At 60.6% G+C, this 23,572-nt stretch carries 17 protein-coding genes and 1 pseudogene; 8 read left to right on the top strand and 10 right to left on the bottom strand.

Annotation, left to right across the window (positions count from 1 at the left end):
* The first annotated feature begins 209 nt into the window (after nt 1-209).
* On the top strand, nt 210-1,907 hold the full coding sequence (gene fadD1 / locus DMX11_RS06375) for a long-chain-fatty-acid--CoA ligase FadD1 (protein ID WP_110743718.1): 1,698 nt from the start codon (nt 210-212) through the stop codon (nt 1,905-1,907).
* 289 nt (nt 1,908-2,196) lie between these two features.
* Here the strand turns inward: fadD1 and DMX11_RS06370 are convergent, their stop codons facing one another.
* On the bottom strand, nt 2,197-3,504 hold the full coding sequence (locus DMX11_RS06370) for an FAD-binding oxidoreductase (RefSeq protein ID WP_110743717.1): 1,308 nt from the start codon (nt 3,502-3,504) through the stop codon (nt 2,197-2,199).
* A 24-nt stretch (nt 3,505-3,528) separates the two neighbouring features.
* Nucleotides 3,529-4,893, bottom strand: coding sequence for a glutamine synthetase family protein (locus DMX11_RS06365; RefSeq protein ID WP_110743716.1), 1,365 nt, complete (start codon nt 4,891-4,893; stop codon nt 3,529-3,531).
* A gap of 531 nt (nt 4,894-5,424) precedes the next feature.
* Here DMX11_RS06365 and hrpA point away from each other — a divergent pair.
* Both hrpA and DMX11_RS06355 read left to right on the top strand, forming a co-directional pair.
* Entirely contained in the window at nt 5,425-9,330 is a 3,906-nt protein-coding gene (hrpA, locus tag DMX11_RS06360) for an ATP-dependent RNA helicase HrpA (RefSeq protein ID WP_110743715.1), read from the top strand.
* A 175-nt stretch (nt 9,331-9,505) separates the two neighbouring features.
* A complete protein-coding gene (locus DMX11_RS06355; protein WP_110743714.1) occupies nt 9,506-10,627 on the top strand; it encodes a beta-ketoacyl-ACP synthase III in 1,122 nt (373 codons plus the stop codon).
* A 138-nt stretch (nt 10,628-10,765) separates the two neighbouring features.
* On the opposite strand, the gene DMX11_RS06350 is transcribed toward DMX11_RS06355, so the two are convergent.
* Nucleotides 10,766-12,010: a putative porin gene (locus DMX11_RS06350; protein ID WP_110743713.1), complete on the bottom strand. Its 1,245-nt coding sequence runs from the start codon at nt 12,008-12,010 to the stop codon at nt 10,766-10,768.
* 262 nt (nt 12,011-12,272) lie between these two features.
* Between DMX11_RS06350 and DMX11_RS06345 the strand changes: the two genes are divergently transcribed.
* Nucleotides 12,273-13,400 (top strand): GNAT family N-acetyltransferase, encoded by a 1,128-nt coding sequence (locus DMX11_RS06345; RefSeq protein WP_110743838.1) that lies wholly within the window; start codon nt 12,273-12,275, stop codon nt 13,398-13,400.
* Nucleotides 13,401-13,463: 63 nt separating this feature from the next.
* Here the strand turns inward: DMX11_RS06345 and DMX11_RS06340 are convergent, their stop codons facing one another.
* The 4 genes from DMX11_RS06340 to DMX11_RS06325 all read right to left on the bottom strand — a co-directional run bounded on the left by DMX11_RS06340 (nt 13,464) and on the right by DMX11_RS06325 (nt 17,661).
* Nucleotides 13,464-15,296 carry an ABC transporter ATP-binding protein gene (locus DMX11_RS06340; RefSeq protein WP_110743712.1) on the bottom strand — a complete coding sequence of 611 codons (1,833 nt, stop codon included), beginning with the start codon at nt 15,294-15,296 and terminating at the stop codon, nt 13,464-13,466.
* A gap of 64 nt (nt 15,297-15,360) precedes the next feature.
* On the bottom strand, nt 15,361-15,918 hold the full coding sequence (locus DMX11_RS06335; protein ID WP_110743711.1) for a peptidylprolyl isomerase: 558 nt from the start codon (nt 15,916-15,918) through the stop codon (nt 15,361-15,363).
* Nucleotides 15,912-16,724: an alpha/beta fold hydrolase gene (locus DMX11_RS06330; protein ID WP_110743710.1), complete on the bottom strand. Its 813-nt coding sequence runs from the start codon at nt 16,722-16,724 to the stop codon at nt 15,912-15,914. The genes DMX11_RS06335 and DMX11_RS06330 overlap by 7 nt, the downstream gene beginning before the upstream one ends.
* A 13-nt stretch (nt 16,725-16,737) precedes the next feature.
* On the bottom strand, nt 16,738-17,661 hold the full coding sequence (locus tag DMX11_RS06325; RefSeq protein ID WP_012273620.1) for a LysR family transcriptional regulator: 924 nt from the start codon (nt 17,659-17,661) through the stop codon (nt 16,738-16,740).
* A 48-nt stretch (nt 17,662-17,709) separates the two neighbouring features.
* On the opposite strand from DMX11_RS06325, the gene DMX11_RS06320 reads away from it, so the two are divergent.
* The 4 genes and pseudogenes from DMX11_RS06320 to DMX11_RS06305 all read left to right on the top strand — a co-directional run.
* Entirely contained in the window at nt 17,710-18,024 is a 315-nt protein-coding gene (locus DMX11_RS06320; protein ID WP_003254609.1) for a hypothetical protein, read from the top strand.
* 109 nt (nt 18,025-18,133) lie between these two features.
* A complete protein-coding gene (locus DMX11_RS06315; RefSeq protein WP_110743709.1) occupies nt 18,134-18,733 on the top strand; it encodes an FMN-dependent NADH-azoreductase in 600 nt (199 codons plus the stop codon).
* 428 nt (nt 18,734-19,161) lie between these two features.
* Entirely contained in the window at nt 19,162-20,037 is an 876-nt protein-coding gene (locus tag DMX11_RS06310) for a carboxylate/amino acid/amine transporter (RefSeq protein WP_110743708.1), read from the top strand.
* A gap of 17 nt (nt 20,038-20,054) precedes the next feature.
* Nucleotides 20,055-20,189 (top strand): annotated as a pseudogene (locus tag DMX11_RS06305) (IS3 family transposase); the annotation flags it as partial.
* A gap of 25 nt (nt 20,190-20,214) precedes the next feature.
* Here the strand turns inward: DMX11_RS06305 and DMX11_RS06300 are convergent.
* The 3 genes from DMX11_RS06300 to DMX11_RS06290 all read right to left on the bottom strand — a co-directional run bounded on the left by DMX11_RS06300 (nt 20,215) and on the right by DMX11_RS06290 (nt 23,527).
* Nucleotides 20,215-21,462 (bottom strand): OprD family outer membrane porin, encoded by a 1,248-nt coding sequence (locus DMX11_RS06300; RefSeq protein ID WP_110743707.1) that lies wholly within the window; start codon nt 21,460-21,462, stop codon nt 20,215-20,217.
* Nucleotides 21,463-21,575: 113 nt separating this feature from the next.
* A complete protein-coding gene (locus tag DMX11_RS06295; RefSeq protein ID WP_110743706.1) occupies nt 21,576-22,037 on the bottom strand; it encodes a MarR family winged helix-turn-helix transcriptional regulator in 462 nt (153 codons plus the stop codon).
* A gap of 53 nt (nt 22,038-22,090) precedes the next feature.
* Nucleotides 22,091-23,527, bottom strand: a complete 1,437-nt coding sequence (locus DMX11_RS06290; protein WP_158286155.1) for a sulfatase-like hydrolase/transferase — start codon at nt 23,525-23,527, stop codon at nt 22,091-22,093.
* Nucleotides 23,528-23,572 lie beyond the last annotated feature (45 nt).

Below are 23,572 nucleotides of genomic sequence, written 5' to 3'. Positions count from 1 at the left end.
GATAATTACTCTAAAAATGACTTGTATTGTTCATTGAGTCATTTTTGTGACCATGGGGCCTATTTTGGCCTCTAGGCGACCCTAGGCAAAGCTGTTACTCTCGGCCCGCTTTCAGATGATCCGGTTTGCAATGAGCCGTCATCTCATATCAATAATAAGCGCATCGACGCGTGAATCGAACTTCGCTGTTGCTGAAGGAGTGGGCTTCCATGATCGAAAATTTTTGGAAGGATAAGTACCCAGCCGGGATTACGGCGGAAATCAATCCTGACGAATTCCCCAACATCCAGGCGGTACTCAAGCAATCCTGCCAACGCTTTGCCGACAAACCGGCCTTTAGCAACCTGGGCAAGACTATCACTTATGGCGAGTTGTATGCGCTGTCGGGGGCATTTGCTGCCTGGCTGCAGCAGCATACCGACCTCAAGCCGGGTGACCGCATTGCCGTGCAGTTGCCCAATGTCCTGCAATACCCGGTCGCGGTGTTCGGTGCCATGCGCGCCGGGCTGATCGTGGTCAACACCAACCCGCTGTACACGGCGCGGGAGATGGAACACCAATTCAACGACTCGGGCGCCAAGGCCCTGGTGTGCCTGGCCAACATGGCCCACCTGGCCGAAAAGGTGGTGCCCAAGACCCAGGTCAAGCACGTTATCGTCACAGAAGTGGCCGACCTGCTCCCACCCCTGAAGCGCCTGTTGATCAACAGCGTGATCAAGTACGTGAAGAAGATGGTGCCGGCCTACCACCTGCCGCAGGCCGTGCGCTTCAATGACGCGCTGGCGCTGGGCAGGGGCCAGCCGGTAATCGAGGCCAACCCGCAGGCCAGCGACGTGGCGGTGCTGCAGTACACCGGCGGCACCACTGGCGTGGCCAAGGGCGCCATGCTGACCCACCGCAACCTGGTGGCCAACATGCTGCAGTGCCGGGCGCTGATGGGCTCGAACCTGCACGAAGGCTGCGAAATCCTTATCACCCCGCTGCCGCTGTACCACATCTACGCGTTTACCTTCCATTGCATGGCCATGATGCTGATCGGCAACCACAACGTGCTGATCAGCAACCCGCGTGACCTGCCGGCGATGGTCAAGGAACTGGGCAAGTGGAAGTTCAGCGGCTTTGTCGGCCTCAACACCTTGTTCGTTGCCCTGTGCAATAACGAAGCGTTTCGCGCCCTGGACTTCTCGGCTCTGAAAATCACCCTGTCGGGCGGCATGGCCTTGCAGCTGAGCGTGGCCGAGCGCTGGAAGGCCGTTACCGGTTGTGCCATCTGCGAAGGCTACGGCATGACCGAAACCAGCCCGGTGGCGGCGGTGAACCCGGCGGAGGCCAACCAGGTCGGCACCATCGGTATTCCGGTGCCATCGACCCTGTGCAAGGTCATCGACGACGCTGGCATCGAGCTCCCGTTGGGCGAAGTGGGTGAACTGTGCGTCAAGGGCCCGCAGGTCATGAAGGGCTACTGGCAGCGCGAAGACGCCACTGCCGAGATTCTCGATAACCAAGGTTGGCTGAAGACCGGCGACATCGCCCTGATCCAGCCTGATGGCTACATGCGAATTGTCGACCGCAAGAAGGACATGATCCTGGTCTCGGGCTTCAACGTGTACCCCAACGAGCTGGAAGACGTGCTGGCAGCCTTGCCGGGCGTATTGCAGTGCGCGGCCATTGGTGTGCCGGACGAGAAGTCGGGTGAGGTGATCAAGGTGTTCATCGTGGTCAAGCCGGGCATGACCGTGACCAAGGAGCAGGTGATGGAGCACATGCGTGCCAACGTGACCGGCTACAAGGTGCCACGCCTGATCGAGTTCCGCGATTCGCTGCCGACCACCAACGTGGGCAAGATCCTGCGCCGCGAACTGCGTGATGAAGAGCTCAAGAAGCAGGGCTTGAAGAAGATCGCCTGATCAGAACGCTGCACGGTCATTGTGGGCGCCTTGTGTCGCGAAAGGGGCGCAAGGCCGCACCACTTCATCGTGCCAGCCTTCAGGTGTGGAGCAAGCCAGTCATTTCCCCAGGTACTCCAGCAGACTCAAGCCTGCGGGGGTACGTGTGGGAGGGGCTTGCTCCGCGAAGCATCCAACACGGTGCATGGCACGGGCCTCGCCCGTGTTCGCGGGACAAGCCCGCTCCCACAGGGATCGCGCTAGACTGCAGAAATTGAGCAAGACAGTTGCTCCTCCACAGTCCGTCAACTCAGCGCAGCTTCTCAAGCATCTGGTAATACCACATCCCCGCCGCCAGCAGCGGGTTCCCCAGCAAGTCCCCCATCGGCACCCGCACATGCTTGCACTGGGCGAAGGTGTCGAACTTTTCCAGAGTGCCGGTCAGCGCTTCGGCCATGATCTCGCCCATGATGTGGCTGGTGGCAATGCCGTGCCCCGAGTAACCCTGGCAATACCAAACGTTATCCGACAGCTTGCCCAGCTGGGGGATGCGGTTGACCACGATGCCCATGGCGCAGCTCCACTGGAATTCGATTGGTACGCCTTTCAAAGCCGGGAACGTGCGTTCGATACAGGGGCGCAGTTCGCCTTCGATATCCCGCGAGTCGCGGCCGGAGTAGTTGGCGCCGCCGCCGAACAGCAGGCGCTTGTCTGCCGTCAGGCGGTAGTAGTCGAGCACGAAGCGGCAGTCGTACACCGCCAGGTCCTGCGGGTTGATCTGCTCGGCCAGTTCACCCAGCGGCGCGGTGGTGACGATGCCACCCATGGCCGGGAAGATCTTGCCCTTGAGCTGGCGCTTTTCCAGCTTGTGGTACACGTCGCCGGCCAGCATCACTTGGCGCGCTTCGACCCGGCCATGGGCGGTGACTACCGCCGGGCGCGGCCCGTGGACGATGTCCAGCACCTCGGAGTTCTCGAAAATCAGTGCGCCCAGGCTGTGTGCGGCGCGGGCTTCGCCGAGGCACAGGTTGAGCGGGTGCAGGTGCAGGTTGCGCAGGTTCTTCAGCGCACCCTGGTACAACGGGCTCTGTAGGTGCTCCGCCACAGCAGCGCGGTCGAGCAGTTGCACCTGCTCGCCCATGCCCCGGCGGTGGGCCTCGGCTTCGAATGCGCGCAACTCGTTCATGTGCGACGGCTTCATCGCTGCATGTAAGTGGCCGCGCTTGAGGTCGCAGTCGATGCCGTAGCGCGCCACGCGTTGCTCGATCACTTGGTGGCCACGCCAGCGCAGGTGCCAGATGAAGTCATCGACTTCGGCGCCCAGATGGTCGCGCATCTGTGTGCGCATGGCCTCGTCGCCTGACAGGCTGCCGGTGACCTGGCCACCATTACGACCGCTGGCCCCCCAGCCGATGCGGTTGGTTTCGACAATGGCGACCTTCAAGCCACGTTCGGCCAGTTCGACTGCCGTGGCCACGCCGGTGAAGCCGCCGCCGATGATCGCCACATCCACCTGTACAGTGCCCTTGAGTTGCGGGTACTCGGTGTGGTCGTTGAGGGTGGCGCTGTAGTAGGACGGCGCACGCTGCGCCGGGCCGTTGTTCAATGCTGCGTTCATGGGTGTTCCTTGTTTTGTAGGGGCTCAGGCCTGGTGCAGGTACCAGCGCCAGTCCTGTTCGCTGACTTCGGCCATGAACTGGCGGTACTCGGCGCGCTTGACCTTCAGGTACACGCCAAGGAAGTCCTCGCCCAATGCCTCGCGGGCCCAGTGCGAATGCTGCAGGGCGTCGAGGGCGGTCAGCCAGTCGGTGGGCAGGTGTTCGGTGGCCTGGGCATAGCCATTGCCTTCGACCGGTGCGCCCGGGTCCAGCTGTTCGCGGATGCCACGGTGGCTGGCGGCAAGGATCGCCGCAGCAGCCAGGTAGGGGTTGGCGTCGGCGCCGCAGATGCGGTGCTCCACATGCCGGCTGTTGGCCGGCCCGCCCGGTACGCGCAGGCTCACGGTGCGGTTATCGACGCCCCAGGTCGGCGCCAGTGGCGCATAACTGTTGGCCTGGAAGCGACGGAACGAGTTGGCGTTGGGGCAGAATAGCAACAGCGACTCGCGCAAGTGCCGCAACATGCCGGCCACCGCCTGGCGTAGCAGGGGCGTGCCGGCCTTGTCGTCGCTGGCGAACAGGTTGTTGCCGGCGTTGTCGGCCAGGCTCAGGTGCATGTGCATGCCGGTGCCGGCCAACTGTGCGAACGGCTTGGCCATGAAGCAGGCCTGCATGCCGTGGGCATGGGCCACGCCTTTGACCAGACGCTTGTAGCGCACCGCCTGGTCCATTGCCTGCAGCGCATCGCCGTGCTCCAGGGTGATTTCCACCTGGCCCGGGGCGTATTCGGAAATCGCCGTGCGTGCCGGGATGCCTTGGGCCTTGCAGGCAGCGTACAGGTCGGCGAGGAACGGCTCGATCTGCTCCAGCTCGCGCAGGCCATAGACCTGGGTGCTGCGTGGGCGGCCGCCATCGTTGTCCAGCGCCGGTTGCGGGCGGCCCTGGGCATCGCGCTGCTGGTCGAGCAGGTAGAACTCCAGCTCGCAGGCCATTACCGGGTAGTAGCCGTCGGCGTTCAGTGCCTCGATGGTGCGCAGCAGCACGTGGCGCGGGTCGGCGATGCTGGCCGGCAGGCCCTCGCTCGGGTGCATGCTTACCTGCACGGCGGCGGTCGGCACCCGGCGCCAGGGCAGGCGTACAAGGCTGCCTTCAAGCGGGTAGGCGCGGCAGTCGATATCGCCCACGTCCCAGACCAGCCCAGAATTTTCCACATCGTCGCCGTTCAGGGTCAGGCCGAGGATGGTGCTGGGCAGCGGTCGGCCGGTCTGGTACACCGCCAGCAGTTCGTCGCGGTGCAGCAGTTTGCCGCGGGGTACGCCATTGGCGTCGAGGATGAACAGCTCGAACAGCTCGATATCTGGGTTGTCGGCCAGGAAACGGCTGGCGTGTTCTACGGGTGCAAAGTGCATGATCGATTCGCTCACGGCTGCGCAGGGCCGCGTAAACAGGCGGCCCAGCTGAGTCAAACGGCCAGACGCTGGCCGGGTTTGTTCACAATGGCGTGAGCGAAGTGTCCGGTGGGCGCGCGTGGCGGCAATGCCACAAGGCCCAGAAGGCGAGGATGATGTGCACCAGCGGATTTTCCCCGGCACGGCTGCGGGCCTTCGGGAGCGAAGGGCGCGACGACGGAGGGGCGATGGGCTGGGTGGGAGTCATGCCTTCGATACTCACATGCGGCGTAAGGTTGATTAAAGCAGTGAATGGCAACCTTCACATCGCACGTGGCTAAACATTTGTGTCACTGCTGCCGGCCTCTTCGCGGGTGAACCCGCCCCCGCAGGATGGCCTCACGGCTGAGCTCTGTGAAGCGCCTGGGCGAGCGGGCTCACCCGCGAAGTGGCCGGTACTGGCAGCAGAGAACCGGCAAATCTGCGACAATCGCGCATCCTTCGAATGCCGATCATGAAAAAGCAGGCTCACCTGCATCACTAAAAAGCCCCATGACTGACCACGCCATCGACAAACTGCTGCAAAACCTCGACCACGCCATGATCGCCGACCGCCATCGCCTGCGTCGGCAACTGCACGAACTGCGCAAACGCCCCGACGAGGCGAAGCTGGCGCAGTGGGTGGAAAGGGTCCAGGCCTCCTGCGCCCAGGTCACCGCACGCCAGCAGAGCGTGCCGACCGTGCGTTACGACGACAACCTGCCGATCGCCGCCAAGCGTGACGAAATCAAGAAGGCCTTGGCCGAGCACCAGGTGCTGGTGATTGCCGGTGAAACCGGCTCGGGCAAGACGACCCAGCTGCCGAAGATCTGCCTGGAGCTGGGCCGTGGCAGCCATGGCCTGATCGCCCACACCCAGCCACGCCGGATCGCCGCACGCAGCGTGGCGGCGCGCGTTGCCGAAGAACTGGGCACGCCGCTGGGTGGGCTGGTCGGCTATCAGGTGCGCTTCGAAGACCAGAGCGATGCCAACACCCTGGTCAAACTGATGACCGACGGCATTCTGCTGGCCGAAACCCAGCATGATCGCTTCCTCGAACGCTACGACACGATCATCGTCGACGAAGCCCACGAACGCAGCCTGAATATCGATTTCCTGCTTGGCTACCTGAAGACGTTGCTGCACCGCCGGCCAGAGCTGAAGCTGATCATCACCTCGGCGACCATCGACCTGGAGCGCTTCTCCCGGCACTTCGATGGCGCACCGATCATCGAGGTGTCCGGCCGTACCTTCCCGGTGGAAACCTGGTACCGCCCGCTGACCAGCGAGCAGGACGAAGAAGGCAACCAGATCGAGGACGATCTCACCGTCGACCAGGCCATCCTCGCTACCCTGGACGAGCTGGCCCAGCACGAGCGCAGCGAGGGCAAGGGCCCGGGTGATGTGCTGATCTTCCTGCCGGGCGAGCGGGAAATCCGTGATGCCGCCGAGATCCTGCGCAAGGCGCAGTTGCGCCATACCGAGATCCTGCCGCTGTATGCGCGTTTGTCGCCAGCCGAGCAGCAGCGCATCTTCCAGTCGCACACCGGGCGCCGGGTGATCCTGGCCACCAACGTCGCGGAAACCTCGCTGACCGTGCCTGGCATCCGCTATGTGATCGACACCGGTACCGCGCGTATCAGCCGCTACAGCTACCGCGCCAAGGTCCAGCGCCTGCCCATCGAGGCAGTGTCGCAGGCCAGTGCCAACCAGCGTAAGGGCCGTTGCGGCCGGGTCGAGCCGGGGATTTGCGTACGCCTGTACAGCGAAGAAGACTTCAACGGCCGGCCAGCGTTTACCGACCCGGAGATCCTGCGCACCAACCTGGCGGCGGTAATCCTGCAGATGCTGCACCTGCGCCTGGGCGCCATTGATGCATTCCCGTTCATCGAGCCGCCAGATGGCAAGGCCATCAGCGACGGCTTCAACCTGTTGCAGGAACTCTCGGCGGTCAACCGCGAGAACCAGTTGACGCCGATCGGCCGCCAGTTGGCGCGCTTGCCGATAGACCCGCGGTTGGGCCGCATGCTGCTGGAAGGCGCACGCCAGGGCAGCCTGCAGGAAGTGCTGATCGTTACCAGTGCGCTGTCGGTGCAAGACCCACGCGAGCGCCCGCCGGAGCGCCAGCAGGCCGCTGATCAGGCGCATGCGCAGTGGAAGGACGCCGATACCGACTTCGCCGCGCTGGTCAATTTGTGGCGGGGTTTCGAAGAGCAACGCCAGGCCCTGACTGCCAGCCCGTTGCGCAACTGGTGCCGCAAGAATTTCCTCAACTACCTGCGCTTGCGCGAGTGGCGCGATGCCCATCGTCAGTTGTCGCTGATCTGTCGCGAGCTGCAGTTGGCAGTCAACAAGGAGCCGTCTGACTATCAGAAGGTGCACAAGGCCGTCCTCAGCGGCCTGCTCAGCCAGATTGGCCAGAAAACCGAAGAGGGCGATTACCAGGGCGCCCGCCAGCGGCGCTTCTGGGTGCATCCGTCTTCCGGTATCGGTCGCAAGCGCCCGCAGTGGGTAATGGCCGCGGAACTGGTCGAAACCACCAAGCTGTATGCGCGTATGGTTGCCAAGATCGAGCCTGACTGGATCGAGCCGCTGGCTTCCCACCTGATCAAGAAGAATCACTTCGAACCGCACTGGGAAAAGAAGCGCGGGCAGGTGGTGGCCTATGAACAGATCACCCTGTATGGCCTGATCCTGGTTGGCCGCCGCCCGGTACACTTCGGCCCGATCGACCCGGTGACCTCGCGTGAATTGTTCATTCGCGAGGGCCTGGTTGGCGGTGAAATCCAGTCGCGGGCCAAGTGCCTGGCGGCGAACAAACGCCTGCTCGAAGAACTCGACGAGCTGGAGGCCAAGGCTCGTCGGCGCGACATTCTCGCCGATGAAGAAACCCTGTACGCCTTCTACGAGGCGCGCTTGCCAGCGGAGATCCACCAGACCGCGACCTTCGATGCCTGGTACCGCATGACCAGCCAGAGGGACCCGAACCTGCTGATCATGCGCGAGGAAGACGTATTGGCCCGCGAGGCCAGCGAAGTCACCGCGGCGCAGTACCCGGACAGCCTGCAAGTTGGGGAGCTGCGCCTGCCGTTGACCTACCACTTCGAGCCAGGCCACCCGCGTGATGGCGTGACCGTGCGGGTGCCGGCGCCGCTACTGCCGAGCCTGCCGGGCGAGCGCCTGGAATGGTTGGTGCCAGGCTTGCTGGAAGCCAAATGCGTGGCGTTGGTGCGCAACCTGCCCAAGGCCCTGCGCAAGAACTTCGTGCCGGTGCCGGACTTCGTCAAGGCTTCGCTGGCGCGGATGGCCTTCGGCCAGGGCGCGCTGCCCCAGGCCCTGGGCCAGGAATTGTTGCGCATGACCGGTGTGCGGGTGTCCGATGAGGCCTGGGCCGAGTCAGTCAACCTGGTCGAGGGCCACCTGCGCATGAATATCGAAGTGGTCGATGGCCAGGGTAAGTTCCTTGGCGAGGGCCGCGACCTGGCCGAACTGACCGCCCGCTTTGCTGCGGCCAGCCAGGCTGCATTGGCCGTACCGCGTACCGAGAAGAGCGAGCAGCCGGTGCAGGCCAAGGCGTTCAGCGAGGTCAAACAGACCGCCCAGCAGAAGATCGCCGGCCTGTCGATGACCGTTTACCCGGCACTGGTGGAAGAAAACGGCAGCGTGCGTGAGGGCCGCTTCTCGACCCAGGCAGAAGCCGAGTTCCAGCACCGCCGCGCCCTGCAGCGCTTGTTGTTGCAGCAGTTGGCGGAGCCTGCCAAGTTCCTGCGCGGCAAGCTGCCTGGCCTGACCGAGCTGGGCCTGCTGTACCGCGAACTGGGCCGTGTCGAGGCGTTGGTCGAGGACATTCTGCTGGCGAGCCTCGACAGCTGCATCCTTGAGGGTGAAGCGACGTTGCCGCGTGACGGTGCAGCGCTGGCCGGGCTGGCCGAGCGCAAGCGCGGCAGTTGGGCCGAGCATGCCGAGCGCCTGGCTCGGCAGACGCTGGAAGTGCTCAAGTTGTGGCACGGCTTGCAAAAGCGCTTCAAGGGCAAGATCGACCTGAGCCAGGCGGTGGCGCTGAACGACATCAAACAGCAACTGGGCAACCTGGTGTACCCGGGCTTTGTGCGTGAGACCCCGGCAGCCTGGTTCAAGGAGCTGCCGCGTTATCTCAAGGCGGTGGAGCTGCGCCTGGAGAAGCTGGGTTCGCAAGTGCAGAAAGACCGGGTGTGGAGCGGCGAGCTGGCCAACCTGTGGGCGCAGTACAAGGCCCGGGTCGACAAGCATGCCCAGGAAGGCAAGCGTGATGAACAGCTGACCTTGTACCGCTGGTGGCTGGAGGAATACCGGGTGTCGCTGTTTGCCCAGCAGTTAGGGACGAAGGTGCCGATTTCCGACAAGAGACTGAGCAAGCAGTGGAGTCAGGTGGAAGGCTAACTTCCTTGATTTGTGGCACACTTCAGTGAGTTTGGGGCCGCTGTGCGGCCCTTCGCGGGGAAGCCCGCTCCACAGGGTTCGGGAGTACGCCCCGAAACTGGCACTAAAGTGCCATTATCCTGTCATATTCCCAGCCAGCGCCCCGTGGCGATGGCCTTTGACCAGAGGAACGACCGTGCATAATGTCGTGATCAGCGGCACCGGCCTGTATACCCCGGCCCAGAGCATTTCCAACGAAGAACTGGTGGCCTCCTTCAATGCCTGGTCCGAGCAATACAACCAGGACAATGCCGCCGCTATCGAGCGTGGTGAAATCGAAGCAGCCCCCGTTTCCGACGCGGCGTTCATCGAAAAGGCCTCGGGCATCAAGAGCCGTTTCGTCATGGACAAGGCCGGCATCCTCGACCCCCAGCGCATGAAGCCGCGCTTGCCTGAGCGCAGCAACGACGAACCGTCAGTGCTCTGCGAAATGGCTGTGGCAGCTGCCCGCCAGGCGCTGGAGCGCGCAGGCCGCAGCGCTGCCGATGTCGACGGGGTGATCGTCGCCTGCTCCAACCTGCAGCGCCCGTACCCCGCGATTGCCATCGAGGTGCAACAGGCGCTGGGTATCCAGGGGTTTGCCTTCGACATGAACGTGGCGTGCTCTTCGGCCACCTTCGGTATTCAGACCGCTGCCAACAGCGTGGCCCTGGGCCAGGCGCGCGCAGTGCTGATGGTCAACCCGGAGGTGTGCACCGGCCACCTGAACTTCCGTGACCGCGACAGCCACTTCATCTTTGGTGATGCTGCCACTGCGGTATTGCTCGAGCGCGCGGACAAGGCCACTTCGGCGCACCAGTTCGACATCGTCAGCAGCAAACTGTGGACCGAGTTCTCCAACAACATCCGCAACAATTTCGGCTTTCTCAACCGTGCGGCGGAAGAGGGCGAAGGGGCAGCAGACAAGCTGTTCATCCAGGAGGGCCGCAAGGTGTTCCGCGAAGTGTGCCCTAAAGTGGCCGAGCTGATCGGCGAGCACCTGCAGGAAAACAACCTGCAGCCGAGCGATGTGAAGCGCTTCTGGCTGCACCAGGCCAACCTCAGCATGAACCACCTGATCGTCAAGAAGCTGCTGGGGCGTGACGTGGCCGAGGAAGACGCACCGGTGATCCTCGACCGTTATGCCAACACCAGTTCGGCCGGCTCGGTGATTGCCTTCCACCTGTATCAGGACGACCTGGCCGAGGGCTCGCTGGGCGTGTTGAGCTCGTTTGGGGCGGGGTATTCGATTGGTAGCGTGATTCTGCGCAAGCGCTGATTGACCAGCAGCCTGTTCCGGCCCCTTCGCGTGTTTAGCCGCGAAGGGGCCGGCGCATTTCACACAGGCAAAAAAAGCGGGAAACGCCGGATGGGGTCGGCATTTCCCGCTTCACCGTGAAGCTGAGGAGGGTGGTGCTTAGAACTTGGCTTCCAGGTCTACCTGCAGGGTGTCTACGTCAGCATTGCTGTTCGGCAGCTGCGACAGGTCGGTCTTGGCCATTAGGTAGGCAGCACCCAGGGAGAAGTTCTTGTCGATCTCGTAACCGACCTTGAACTTGTGACCACGCGAGCCGGTGAAGCCGTTGCCAAAGTCCGAATCGGTGAACAGGCTGACCACCGCATTACGCTGCACATCGCGGTAGTTGTAATCCAGGCTCCAGGCGCCCACTTTGGTTTTCAAGCCGGCCAGCCAGGCCTGATCTTCGCCATCGGTGCTCTCGGTATTCTTTACATACTGACCATACGCCGACAATGGAATGGCAAAGCCGGTGAAGTCGATCTGGCCAAAGCCTTCCACCAGATTGAACTCGTTGGTGGTGTTGCCGAACGACTGCAGGATGGTCGCTTCCTTGTCGTTGTCATAACCATAAATGCTGGCACCCACGGTGAGCTTGAGCACATCAGCCGGGGTGAACTTGGCGCCCAGCTGGCCGTGGTAAACCTGCGCATCGTGCTTGTACTGGACACCATCACCATCGACGTTGTCCTTCAAGGTGTACTGACCGGCGCTGGCAAAGACTTCGGTTCCGCCCAGGTCAGCCTTGTAAGTGGCAGCCACGCCTTCCGGGTTGATGTCACTATCCCAGATGATGTCGCCCATGCTTACCCAAGGCTGTGGCATCTTGCCGCCAATCAGGTGCAGGTTAGGCACTGCAGTAGGGTGCCAGTCGAGGTAGGCCAGGTCGACCCACAGCGACTTCTTGTCGAAGTAGTTGTCGAGGCTCTGGTTGGTCGAGCGGCGGTCGGCACTGCTGCCAGTCGCTATACGAACGCCAGCGTCGACCTGCGGGTTGATCTCGCTGTAGAAGCCGACACGGGCACGCACTCGCTGGCGGTCCTGGTTGCCGCTGCTGCTGTTCGGGTCGTCGACGTTGACGTCTTCGTAGCGCAGGCGCACGTCACCCTTGATCTGGGTCTTGGCGGCCCATGCCACTTTTTGTTCAAAGGAGCTCATACGTTCGGACTGAGCTTTCTGGTCGGCCTTTTCCTTGGTTTCTTTTGCCAGGTCGCCCTGCAGTTCGTTGTACTGCGCCTGGTTGATCGAGCCATTGGCGCGGAGCATTTCGAGCAGCTTGGCGTCGACAGCAGCACTGGCCGGGGCACTCAGAGCCAGCATCATGCCGGTGAGGCTCACTCCGGTAAGTGTAGAAACAAGACGCATAAAGATCTCCCTACTGAAAAAAATGGGGGAGGCTCAAGCGCCTGCCCCTGCGTTGGCATGTCTTCGGAAAGGGCCTGAATAGACAGGTTCTTGGGTTCCGGAAAACAGGCGCAAGTATTGCGGGGGCCAATGACAGATTAATGTCTAATTAGTGGCACTGTTGTTAAGTAATTGAGAATAAAAGGATCAGCCTGGCGTTCGTCATTTGAGTGACGGGCATTACTTGGTGATACTGAAGGCCTTCCGACCGCGAGCCAAAACCGTGACCAGCCTGTACAGCCTTGCCCATTTGCGTGATCTTCCGGCGGCCACCTGGGATGCCCTGGTGCCGGCGGGCCAACCGTTCCTGTGCCATGCCTTCCTCAGCGCGATGGAAGACAGCGGTAGCGTGCAGCGCAACACCGGCTGGGCCGCCGAGCACTTGGTGCTGGAGCGTGACGGGCAGGTACGGGCACTGTTGCCGGCGTACCGCAAGTGGCACTCATATGGCGAATATGTGTTCGATCATGGCTGGGCCGATGCCTGTGAGCGGGCCGGCATCGCCTACTACCCCAAACTGCTTGGCGCTGTACCGTTCAGCCCGGTCAGCGGCCCACGGCTGCTGGCGACCGATCCGGCTGACGGTTTGTTGATGCTGCAGGCTCTGCCGGAGTACCTGGGCAAGGGTGGGCTTTCCGGCGCGCACATCAATTTCACCGACCCGGCGTTGGACGCGCAGTTGGCGGGCCTGCCTGGTTGGATGGAGCGCCTGGGTTGCCAGTTTCACTGGCAAAACCGGGGGTACCGCGATTTCCAGGACTTTCTCGACAGCCTTAGCTCGCGCAAGCGCAAGCAGATGCGCAAGGAGCGCGAGCAGGTGGCGGGGCAGGGTATCGACTTCCGCTGGTACCGCGGTGATGAACTGGACGAGGCACAGTGGGATTTTGTCTTTCTGTGCTATGCCAACACCTATGCGGTGCGCCGTCGGGCCCCCTACCTGACGCGCGAATTTTTCAGCCTGCTGGCCGAGCGCATGCCCCAGGCGGTGCGCGTGGTGATGGCCCGCCAGGGTGGGCGAAATGTGGCCATGGCCTTGAGCCTGGTGGGTGGCGACAGCCTGTTTGGCCGCTACTGGGGTTGCCTGGATGAGTTCGACCGGCTGCATTTCGAGACGTGTTTCTACCAGGGTATGGACTTTGCCATTGCCGAGGGTTACCAGCGTTTCGATGCCGGGGCGCAGGGCGAGCACAAGTTGATCCGCGGGTTCGAGCCGGTGTTGACGCGGTCGTGGCATTACCTGCTGCACCCGGGGTTGCGGCGGGCGGTGGAGGATTTTCTGCTGCAGGAACGGGAAGGGGTCAAGGGGTATGCCGAGGAGGCGCGGGGGATGTTGCCCTACCGCCGGGACTGAGCATTTTGTGTTACCTGCACCGCCCTCTTCGCGGTCTAGCCCGCGAAGAGGGCGGTGCAGGCGTCAGTCGACCCCGACAAAGCCTCCGGTCTGGTGGTGCCACAACCGGGCATACAGCCCTTGCTGCTCCAGCAACTCACTGTGGCTGCCACTCTCGACAATTCGTCCCTTGTCCAGCACCACCAGCCGGTCCATACGGGCAATGGTGGAAAGCCGGTGGGCAATGGCGATGACCGTCTTGCCCTGCATCAGCGTCTCCAGGCTTTCCTGGATCGCCGCTTCCACTTCCGAATCCAGCGCCGAGGTGGCCTCGTCCATGATCAGGATCGGTGCGTTCTTCAGCAGCACCCGGGCAATCGCGATACGCTGACGCTGGCCACCCGACAGCTTGACCCCACGTTCGCCTACATGGGCATCGAAACCGGTGCGGCCCTGGGCATCCGAAAGCTGCGGGATGAACTCGTCAGCCCGTGCGCGGCGCACGGCTTCCTGCAGTTCTGCATCGCTGGCACCGGGGCGGCCGTACAGCAGGTTGTCGCGAATCGAACGGTGCAGCAGCGAGGTATCCTGGGTGATCATGCCGATCTGCGCCCGCAAGCTTGCCTGGCTGACCTCGGCAATGTCCTGGCCGTCGATCAGGATGCGCCCGCCCTGCACGTCGTACAGACGCAGCAGCAGGTTGACCAGGGTCGACTTGCCGGCGCCGGAAGGGCCGATCAAGCCGATTTTCTCGCCAGGGCGGATGTCCAGGTTGAGCCCTTCGATAACATTGGCAGCCTTGCCGTAATGGAAGTCGACATCATCGAAACGCACTGCGCCGCGGCTGACCTTGAGTGCCGGGGCATTGGGCCGGTCGGTGACGGTGACGGGCTGGGCGATGGTCTGCAGGCCGTCCTGGACCATGCCGATGTTCTCGAAAATGCCGTTGACCACCCACATGATCCAGCCTGACATGTTGACGATGCGGATCACCAGGCCAGTGGCCAGGGCGATGGCGCCGACCGTGATCAGCGACTGGCTCCACAGCCACAGCGCCAGGCCCGTGGTGGTGACCACCAGCAGGCCGTTGAGGGTGGTGATGACCACGTCCATGCTGGTGACCACCCGTGAAGCCAGTTGGGTTTTCTCGGTCTGCTCGCGGATGGCTTCGCGGGCGTATTGCTGCTCGTAGTCGGTGTGGGCGAACAGTTTGAGGGTGGCGATGTTGGTGTAGCCATCGACGATTCGCCCCATGAGCTTGGAGCGGGCGTCGGAAGAAATCACCGAGCGCTCCTTCACCCTCGGCACGAAGTAGCAGAGCGCAGCGATGTAGCCAATGATCCACAGCAGCAGCGGCAGCATCAGGCGCCAGTCGGCCTCGGCAAACAGCACCAGCGAGGTGATGGCGTAGATCAGCACATGCCATAGCGCGTCCACGGCCTGCACAGCGGAGTCGCGCAGCGAGTTGCCGGTCTGCATGATGCGCTGGGCAATGCGCCCGGCAAAGTCGCTCTGGAAGAAGTTCAGGCTCTGCTTGAGCACGTAGGTGTGGTTTTGCCAGCGGATCAGGCTGGTCATGCCCGGGTTTATGGTCTGGTGCACCAGCAGGTCATGCAGGCCGAAGAACACTGGCCGCAGCAGCAGGATCACCACCAGCATCCACAGCAGTTCGCCGCTGTGCTGGCTGAAAAAATTGGCGTTGGGCTCCCCCTGTGCAAGGTCGATGATGCGGCTGAGGTAGCTGAACATCGCCACCTCGATCAGCGAGGCGAACAGGCCGACCACCAGCAGCGCAAGAAAACTGGGCCATACCTGGCGCAGGTAGTACAGGTAGAACGGCCATACGGTCGTTGGTGGCGATTCGCTGGGGGCTTCGCGAAAGATGTCGATCAGTTGTTCGAAACGGCGGTACAGCATGGGTGATGACACTCCTGTTCCATCCGGCCCTCAGGCGGTTTCACATCCTTGTGAAAGCCTGCGGTCAGTCGATGCGTTTGGCCGACTTGATGTACACCGGGTCGCTCGGCACATCACGCATGCCTTTCTTGACGGTGGTCGGCGAGTTGACGATCTGGTCGACCACTTCCATGCCCTTGGTCACTTTGCCGAACACGGCATAACCGGCGTCGCGGCCCGGGTTGAGGAAGTCGTTGTCGGCGACGTTGATGAAGAACTGGCTGGTGGCCGAGTTCGGGTTGGACGTGCGTGCCATCGACAGGGTGCCGCGGGTGTTCTGCAGCCCGTTGCTGGCCTCGTTCTTGATCGGGGCCTGGGTATCTTTTTGCACCATCTGGTCAGTGAACCCACCGCCCTGGACCATGAAGCCCGGGATCACTCGGTGGAAAATGGTGTTGTTGTAGAAACCGCTGTCGACGTATTGCAGGAAATTCTTGGTGCTGACAGGCGCCTTCTCGGCGTTGAGTTCGATTTCGACCTGGCCGAAGCTGGTGTCCAACAGAACGTGCGGGGTCTTGTCGGAGGCCATCACGCTGGTGGCGAAGGCGACCGAGCAGGCGGTGAGCAGGAGTTTTTTCAGCATGGGCTCAAAGATCCTTGAGAGGTGGAAGCGGCTGCGAGGAACTGCAGCAGGGTCTGGTTGAAGACCTCGGGTTGATCGAGGGGCGTAGCGTGCCGGGAATCGTCGACGACCACCAGCCTGGCGTTGGGCATCAGGGCGACGTAGCGCTGTTTCAGTTGTATCGGGGTGTAATCGTGGTCGGCCGCGATGACCAGCGTAGGACAGTTGATGCGGCCGATGCGTTCCTGTACGCCCCAGTCGACGATGGCGTCGAAGCTTTTCAGGTAGGCGCGCTTGTCGTTGCGCGCCCAGCGCCGGGCCATCTTCTGGCGCAGGTCTGCTTGCTGTGGTTTGGGGAACAGCCGCTCGGCCAGCCCCTTGCCGACGGTTTCGACACTGAGAATGCGCGCCATGCCCCAGCGCTTGAGCCACCACAGCCAGTCACTGCGGGTGCGACGCTTGACCTCAGGGGCGCTGTTGACGATGCACAGGCTGCGCAACCATTGCGGGTGGTCGACGGCAAACTGGAAGCCGACCATACCGCCCATGGACAGGCCAACGAAGTGCACCGGGCCGGTGTGCAGGTGTTCGAGCAGGGCCAGCAGGTCGGCACTGAAGGTAGCGATCTGGTAGCCGTCACGCGGCTTGTCGGAGCGGCCATGGCCGCGGATGTCCATGAGGATCACCCGGTAGTACTGGCTCAACACGGGTACCTGCAATTCCCAATCCTGGCAACTGGAGCCCAACCCATGCAGCAATACCAGTGGTTCGCCCTGGCCGTATTCCTCGTAATGCAGTGCGCATCCTTCATGTTCGAAACAGGCCATGGGCGCGGTCCTCTCAGGCTTGTGGGGGGGCTGCGAAGGGCACGTCCAGTGGCGCGGTGTCGAAGTTGCGCAGCAGGTCGATGAGAATCTGCGTGGCAGGGCCCAAGGTCTTCTCTTTGCTCGAATAAAGGTAGAACAGTGGGTGGCGGCTGCCACCCTGATCCAGCGGCAAGGGCTTGAGCACGCCTTCGCGCAGTTCGCGCTCGATCATGTGCCGAGGGAGCCAGGCGAAGCCCAGGCCGCTGCTGACGAAGGTAGCGGCAGTGCCCAGGCTGCCGACGGTCCAGCGCTGCTCGGCGCCCAGCCAGCCGACGTCACGGGGCTGGGCGCGGCCCGAGTCGCGGATCACTACCTGCAACTGGCTTTCAAGGTCCTGGAAGGTCAGTTCACGGCCCAGGCGGTGCAGGCTGTGCTCGGGGTGGGCGACGGCGACGAACTCCACGGCGCTCAGTTCGGCGCCCAGGTAGCCGCCGATGCTGTAGCTGCTGATGGCCAGGTCGGCGATGCCTTCGTGCATCACTTCCTCCACGCCAGACAGCACTTCTTCACGCAGGCGTACCCGGCAGCCGCGGCTTTGTGGCATGAACGCAGCCAGCGCGCGTACCAGGCGGGCGCTGGGATAGGCGGCATCGACCACCAGGCGCACTTCGGCTTCCCAACCCTGTTCCATGTGGTGGGCCAGGTCTTCAAGCTGGCTGGCCTGCTTGACCAGGTGGCGCGAGCGGCGCAGCAGCACATTGCCGGCCTCGGTCAGCACCGCCTTGCGGCCATCGATGCGCAACAGCGGGACGCCCAGCTGCTCCTGCATGCGGGCCACGGTGTAGCTGACCGACGACTGCGAGCGGTGCAAGGCCTCGGCGGCCTGGGCAAACCCGCCGTGATCGACCACTGCTTGCAGGGTTCGCCACTGGTCAAGGGTTACGCGCGGCGCTTTCATCTTTCGCTCCTGTTGTCCTAAGCTGCGCTCTTTCAAGGAGAGCGGCCCATGAAGAAATGTTGTGCGGCAATACTGATGTGCCTGCCCCTCGGGGCCATGGCTTATCCCATCGATGTGGAGAAGGAGCTGACCGGGGTCAAGCTCGACTACACCGCCTATGACACGGCCTATGACATTGGCGCCATCACCCTCAACAACTATGGGCAGGTCCCGGCTGCATGCAAGGTGACCTTCCGCAATGGCCCGGAGGCACCGCGGGTACGCCGTGTGAACGTACCGGCGGGTAAAAGCGTCGACGTCACTGCCAAATTCAATCGGCAAATCATCAAACTGCGGATCGCCTTGAACTGCACAGCGGAATAAACTGATTAATCGATAGATTGGACCCACTTTTTACGCTTTTTTATCGATAGGTCAAGCCTTAATCTCACCTCCATCGAATCGCACCCTTTTTTGCCGATGGAGGCACCCCATGTCCCGTGTACTGATCATCGAAAGCAGCGCCCGCCAGCAGGATTCCATTTCCCGTCAGCTGACCAAAGATTTCATCCAGCAATGGCAGGCTGCCCACCCGGCCGATCAGATCACTGTGCGCGACCTGGCAGTAAGCCCGGTACCCCACCTGGACGCGAACCTGCTGGGCGGCTGGATGAAACCCGAAGAACAGCGCAGCGCCGCCGAACTGGAGGCCTTGGCCCGTTCCAACGAACTGACGGATGAGTTGTTGGCTGCCGACGTGCTGGTAATGGCTGCGCCCATGTACAACTTCACCATTCCCAGCACCCTGAAAGCCTGGCTGGACCATGTGCTGCGTGCCGGCATCACGTTCAAGTACACCCCGACCGGCCCGCAGGGCTTGCTGACTGGCAAGCGTGCCATTGTGCTGACTGCCCGTGGCGGCATCCATGCCGGCGCCAGCAGTGACCACCAGGAACCGTATCTGCGCCAGGTAATGGCCTTCATCGGTATTCATGATGTCGATTTCATCCATGCCGAAGGCCTGAACATGAGCGGCGAGTTCCACGAGAAGGGCGTCAACCAGGCCAAGGCCAAGCTGGCGGCGGTAGCCTGAGGCTTCACGAATTCCCAACCCTGACACCTGTTTTTGCTCCTTTGGGTGTACCTGCCCGGCCAATGGCCGGGCTTTTTTTGTGACTGTTCTGAGCCTTGTAGTGCCTGCGAGAACGAGCGCCGCCCGCGCGGCGCATCGCGAGCTGCGCTCGCTCCTACGTTTGTTTCGGGCCAGTATCGCCTGCGCCAGCGCGCGCGACCGCCTTGTTCGTACGACGCGATATCTGGCCATGCGCCCAGGCGTTCGCGTGCAAATCCCCCAGGAATAATTGGCCCGAAACAAACGTAGGAGCGAGCGCAGCTCGCGATGCGCCGCGCGGGCGGCGCTCGATTTATGCCCCAACAAAAAAACCACGACAGGCACCTGAATGGTTGAACTCATTCGCTGCAACCCGCTAAGGTCGCGGCCTTGATCCACGAGAGGCAACCATGGGCTACCTGATAATCGTCGCGCTGATCCAGGCGTTTTCCTTCAGCTTGATCGGCGAGTACCTGGCAGGGCACGTCGACAGCTATTTCGCAGTACTCGCCAGGGTGCTGCTGGCCGGCCTGGTGTTCCTGCCGCTGACCCGCTGGCGCCAGGTCGAGCCACGCTTCATGCGCTCCATGCTGTTGATAGGCGCGCTGCAGTACGGCATCACCTATGTCTGCCTATACCTGAGTTTCCGCGTGCTCACCGTACCGGAGGTGCTGCTGTTCACGATCCTCACGCCGCTACACGTGACCTTGATCGAAGACGCCCTGAACCGGCGCTTCAACGCTTGGGCGCTAGTGGCCGCGCTGGTCGCCGTGGCCGGTGCTGCGGTGATCCGTTTCGACAGCATCAGCGGTGAGTTCTTCATCGGCTTCCTGCTGCTGCAACTGGCCAACTTCACCTACGCCGCCGGCCAGGTGCTGTACCGCCACCTGGTCGCGCGCAACCCCAGCGACTTGCCGCATTACGCCCGCTTCGGTTACTTCTACCTCGGCGCCCTGCTGGTGGTGCTGCCGGCCTTCCTGCTGTTCGGCAATACCCAGCACTTGCCGAGCACTGACGTGCAATGGCTGGTGCTGTTGTTCCTGGGGCTGTGTCCGACGGCGCTGGGGCTGTACTGGTGGAACAAAGGTGCATGCCTGGTTTCTGGCGGTACGCTGGCGGTGATGAACAACCTGCATGTGCCGGTGGGGCTGCTGCTGAACCTGTTGATCTGGAACCAACACGAGCCGCTGGGGCGGCTGTTCATCGGCGGGGGGATCATCCTGGCGTCGGTGTGGCTGAGCCGCCTGGGTGGGCGCACACAGGCGCCGCTGGCCGGCAAGGCCTGACTCGCCCTTTGATCCGGCGTGAAGAAGCCCGAAGTGATAGTTTCGATTACATCGATATGTTCTATAACCCTAAACGTCGACATAGCAATGCTATGCAGCCGTCTCCAGTAGAGTATGAGCAACGCTATTTCCTGAGCTTGGAGAGCGTCTAGGATACCAGGGGCGATTCATAGGAAGTTACCAAACATTCCAGGTGTAGTTGGCACTGAACCGTATGGTGTCGGCGTCTGAACCGAATTTTTGCCGGATCGGAATATAACGAAGTTGCAGTGATAAGTTCCTCAGTGAGCCGGACTGGAAGGCGTAATCAACGATAAAATCTGTTTCTGTTTCCTTATCCCGAGACAAGCCCTCACCCCTCTCAATTTGCGTGCCCTTGGTATAGCGAGTAAAAAATCTACCACCCGGCAACCCAATTCCCGCCATATTGTAGACATGTCGAATTGACCATGAATGTTCATTTGGTCTGGTGAAACCTAATGAAGACCATCCTACAAGGGACGTCACATCTGTGTTGCCGCTAAGCGACGGGTAGCCAGTGGTACCGAGCATTCGCTGATAGGTTGCACCGATCAAGTGGTTACCTCGGGTGAGGCTGAGCCCTGCGCCGTAGTTTCTATTGTCAATCTCACCGCCTAACTGACTACCGTCTGGGTGAAAGTCGTTTAATCTTATGTCAAGTCCGAGAGTCGTAATTTTGCCGACGGGGTGGCGAAACTGTATTCCTATATAGCGTTGTTTATAGATGTCATGGAGTACAGATTGCCAATGGCTGACTCTAAAGTTTTGAGTCACATCATAGTCGATGCCCAGAAAGTCTAGGCCATTCTCACTTGCTTGGTTCTTGCTTTGATTCATCAAGTATAAGTCGGCATGCTCGGATGAATCTCGTGTTACCTGCGACCAGTAGCGCCCACCGGTAAAAGTAAAACCTTCGAGATCCCGACTCTGCACTACAGCTCCTTGAGCAACAGAAGGTAACTGCCGGGACGTCTCGCTTCCCATGATGGGGTAGTTCGGTTGCTGATCACCGATCAAAGCAAGTGTACGATTGAGTCTAAGCTTCAAGGTCGTACCGGCTCTACTATAGTCTGGACTCGTTTTCTTCGAATCACTGCTGAACGGTAATGAGCCGTCATTACCTGATGAATCTATGCGAAGAGCATATTGTGCGTTGAGATCAAACCCGACTGCGATGAGTGTGTCTGTAAATCCTGATGAAAAGTTTCCCAAGACCCCTTGAGACCAGCTGTATTGTCGAGAGATCAAAGCATTTTCGTTCACAAAGTTTCGGTTCATATAGAAGTTGCGAAAATCGATAACCATTTTGCTGTCATCAAGCACGTGAGCTGACGCCAAGGATGCCTGCGATAGAAAAAGCACCACGCCTATAAAAAGTTTTTCAGTACCGATGGTCGAGTGCATGAAAAGATCCTGTTATGCCTTCGCGCTTCAAAAATCCAGACGAGCGGAAGCCGCCGACCTAATGGTCGGCAGGAGTCTGTTTTTGTGGATAAGTGGCGTTGGTTGCTGTTAAGTTACTCGCCACCAAGGCGTGTTATTATGTCGTTCACTGTTTCCAGGAAAGCTGTTTTGTCTACGCCTTGCTCTTCGAGCAAGGCGTTCCAAGTGGCAGTGATTTTAGTGATCGCTGCATTCAGCTGATTTAATCCATCTTCAGTTATGGAAATTGCCGCAAGCCTACGATCTTCAGAATTCTTTGTTTTGCAAACGAAGCCGCGTTCGTCGAGCTTGGTGATCGATCTACTCAATGCAGATTGCGAAATCTTAGTGAATGTCGCAATTCCGTTCACCGTCGAGGGGCCATTCTTCGCTAGGCACAGGAAGATTCTCCAGTGAGAGATGGACATATCAAACTGGGCGAGCTCAGATGCTAGGAGCGATTGTGCAAGCCTCGACAAGACCGCAAGTCTATTCGGTAAGAACTCCTGAAGATTTAAGCTCAGCAAATCATCGAGAGGGTCATGGTTAGCGGTCATTGTCGGTCTCAGCCTGATAAAACCTGTGTTTATAGTACGTCTGAATCAATAACTCAACGTCCCTGTAAACCGACCTTGCGGCGGAATCCACCGTAGTAGTTTGTCCACGCGCGTGGCGGCAGGCTTGCTTCCCAAGCTTCGTAGCGTGCTTTGAGGGCTAAAAATACCTCAGGCTCTTCGGCGGATTTATCGTTTAACTCTTTAGGATCCGCATCCAGGTCAAACAGCATTGCTACGCCTTCATGTGTTTCAAGGTACAGCTTCCATTTACCTACCCTCACAGCCGAGTAGCCATCTAGCTTCCAGAACAGCGCCTCATGAGGAGGGGCAATGATTTCACCTTTGAAATAAGGCAGCAGGTCGACACCATCCAATGGCTGTGACCCCTCAGTCGAGACCCCACACCCCGCCGCAACGGTAGGGAGAATGTCCAGGGTAGACGCGGGCTTGGAAAAAATGAGACCGGGAGGAATTTGACCTGGCCACTGCATGACGTAGGGCATGCGGATGCCACCTTCCCAGGTGGAGAATTTCCCACCGGAGAATGGAGCATTGCTCCCAGGTCGGCTTATTGCCGTCCCGTTGTCACTGACGAAGATTACGATTGTGTCATCTTCAAGGTCATGTTTGCGAAGTGCTGCTAAAATCGAGCCGACAGCGTCGTCTTGCGCCAGAAGCAGGGCGTTGTAGCCGCGCACAGCAATATTTGGGATTTTCTCCTTGAGGGAGTCGAAATAGTGCTTGGGCACTTGGAGTGGCGGTACCGGAGAGTTCATCGCGAAATAAAGGAGGAACGGTTCCTCTTTGTTCTCATTGATGTACTGTTCAGCGCGATCGCGGAAGTAGAATAGTAGGTACTGGTCGACATCAATAACCTCACCATTTTCCCGAATTTGGTTCAGTCCTTCGCGAGTCCAGGCGGTATCGGGGATTTCGTCGTGGAAATCGACCTTGAGACTGAACATGTCAGGATCGTCAGGATTAGTGGATTGTAAGCTTGTGTTGCCGTAGAACAGTACCGAATGGTCGAACCCTCGGTTCTGCGGCAAAAAATCAGTACCGTGCCCTAAATGCCACTTTCCAATCGCCGCAGTTTTGTAGCCTGCAGCCTTGAAGAGTTCGGCAATGTTTTTCTCTGAGGTTGGGATGCCCCGGCGCAAAAACTCTGCCTCTCCCTGTAACTCAGCTAGCGACCCATCAGCATTTCGTACAGGGTGGCGTTCAGGAAACGCGCCAGAGGACACCTGTTGCTCGAATCCAAACCGTTGCTGGTAACGCCCGGTTATCAGACCAGCACGCGATGGGCTGCACAGCGGTGCGGACGCGTAACCAGCAGTGAGTCGGACTCCATTGTGAGCAATGCTGTCAATGTTCTGGGTTTCTACAAGCTTGCTTCCGTAGCAGGAAAGGTCTCCATAGCCCATGTCATCCGCAATGATAATCACCACGTTAGGCCGCTTTGATTTACGGCTACTTTTTGCTTCACTCATGCGCATCTCCGGTTAGGTCTGAAACCTTCGTAGGTGGGGCTGAAC

Source organism: Pseudomonas sp. LB-090624 (genome assembly GCF_003205205.1).
GTDB lineage: Bacteria > Pseudomonadota > Gammaproteobacteria > Pseudomonadales > Pseudomonadaceae > Aquipseudomonas.
Note: the sequence above shows the minus strand (reverse complement) of the source record. Positions and strands in the feature narration are given on the sequence as shown.

What these genes read in the sequence shown, in the direction of transcription:
- DMX11_RS06330 (WP_110743710.1), bottom strand. Translation starts at nt 16,724, where the DNA reads ATGGCCTGTTTCGAACATGAAGGATGCGCACTGCATTACGAGGAATAC.
- DMX11_RS06335 (WP_110743711.1), bottom strand. Translation starts at nt 15,918, where the DNA reads ATGCTGAAAAAACTCCTGCTCACCGCCTGCTCGGTCGCCTTCGCCACC.
- DMX11_RS06365 (WP_110743716.1), bottom strand. Translation starts at nt 4,893, where the DNA reads ATGCACTTTGCACCCGTAGAACACGCCAGCCGTTTCCTGGCCGACAAC.
- fadD1 (WP_110743718.1), top strand. Translation starts at nt 210, where the DNA reads ATGATCGAAAATTTTTGGAAGGATAAGTACCCAGCCGGGATTACGGCG.
- DMX11_RS06290 (WP_158286155.1), bottom strand. Translation starts at nt 23,527, where the DNA reads ATGAGTGAAGCAAAAAGTAGCCGTAAATCAAAGCGGCCTAACGTGGTG.
- DMX11_RS06315 (WP_110743709.1), top strand. Translation starts at nt 18,134, where the DNA reads ATGTCCCGTGTACTGATCATCGAAAGCAGCGCCCGCCAGCAGGATTCC.
- DMX11_RS06300 (WP_110743707.1), bottom strand. Translation starts at nt 21,462, where the DNA reads ATGCACTCGACCATCGGTACTGAAAAACTTTTTATAGGCGTGGTGCTT.
- DMX11_RS06325 (WP_012273620.1), bottom strand. Translation starts at nt 17,661, where the DNA reads ATGAAAGCGCCGCGCGTAACCCTTGACCAGTGGCGAACCCTGCAAGCA.
- DMX11_RS06320 (WP_003254609.1), top strand. Translation starts at nt 17,710, where the DNA reads ATGAAGAAATGTTGTGCGGCAATACTGATGTGCCTGCCCCTCGGGGCC.
- DMX11_RS06350 (WP_110743713.1), bottom strand. Translation starts at nt 12,010, where the DNA reads ATGCGTCTTGTTTCTACACTTACCGGAGTGAGCCTCACCGGCATGATG.
- DMX11_RS06370 (WP_110743717.1), bottom strand. Translation starts at nt 3,504, where the DNA reads ATGAACGCAGCATTGAACAACGGCCCGGCGCAGCGTGCGCCGTCCTAC.
- hrpA (WP_110743715.1), top strand. Translation starts at nt 5,425, where the DNA reads ATGACTGACCACGCCATCGACAAACTGCTGCAAAACCTCGACCACGCC.
- DMX11_RS06340 (WP_110743712.1), bottom strand. Translation starts at nt 15,296, where the DNA reads ATGCTGTACCGCCGTTTCGAACAACTGATCGACATCTTTCGCGAAGCC.
- DMX11_RS06310 (WP_110743708.1), top strand. Translation starts at nt 19,162, where the DNA reads ATGGGCTACCTGATAATCGTCGCGCTGATCCAGGCGTTTTCCTTCAGC.
- DMX11_RS06295 (WP_110743706.1), bottom strand. Translation starts at nt 22,037, where the DNA reads ATGACCGCTAACCATGACCCTCTCGATGATTTGCTGAGCTTAAATCTT.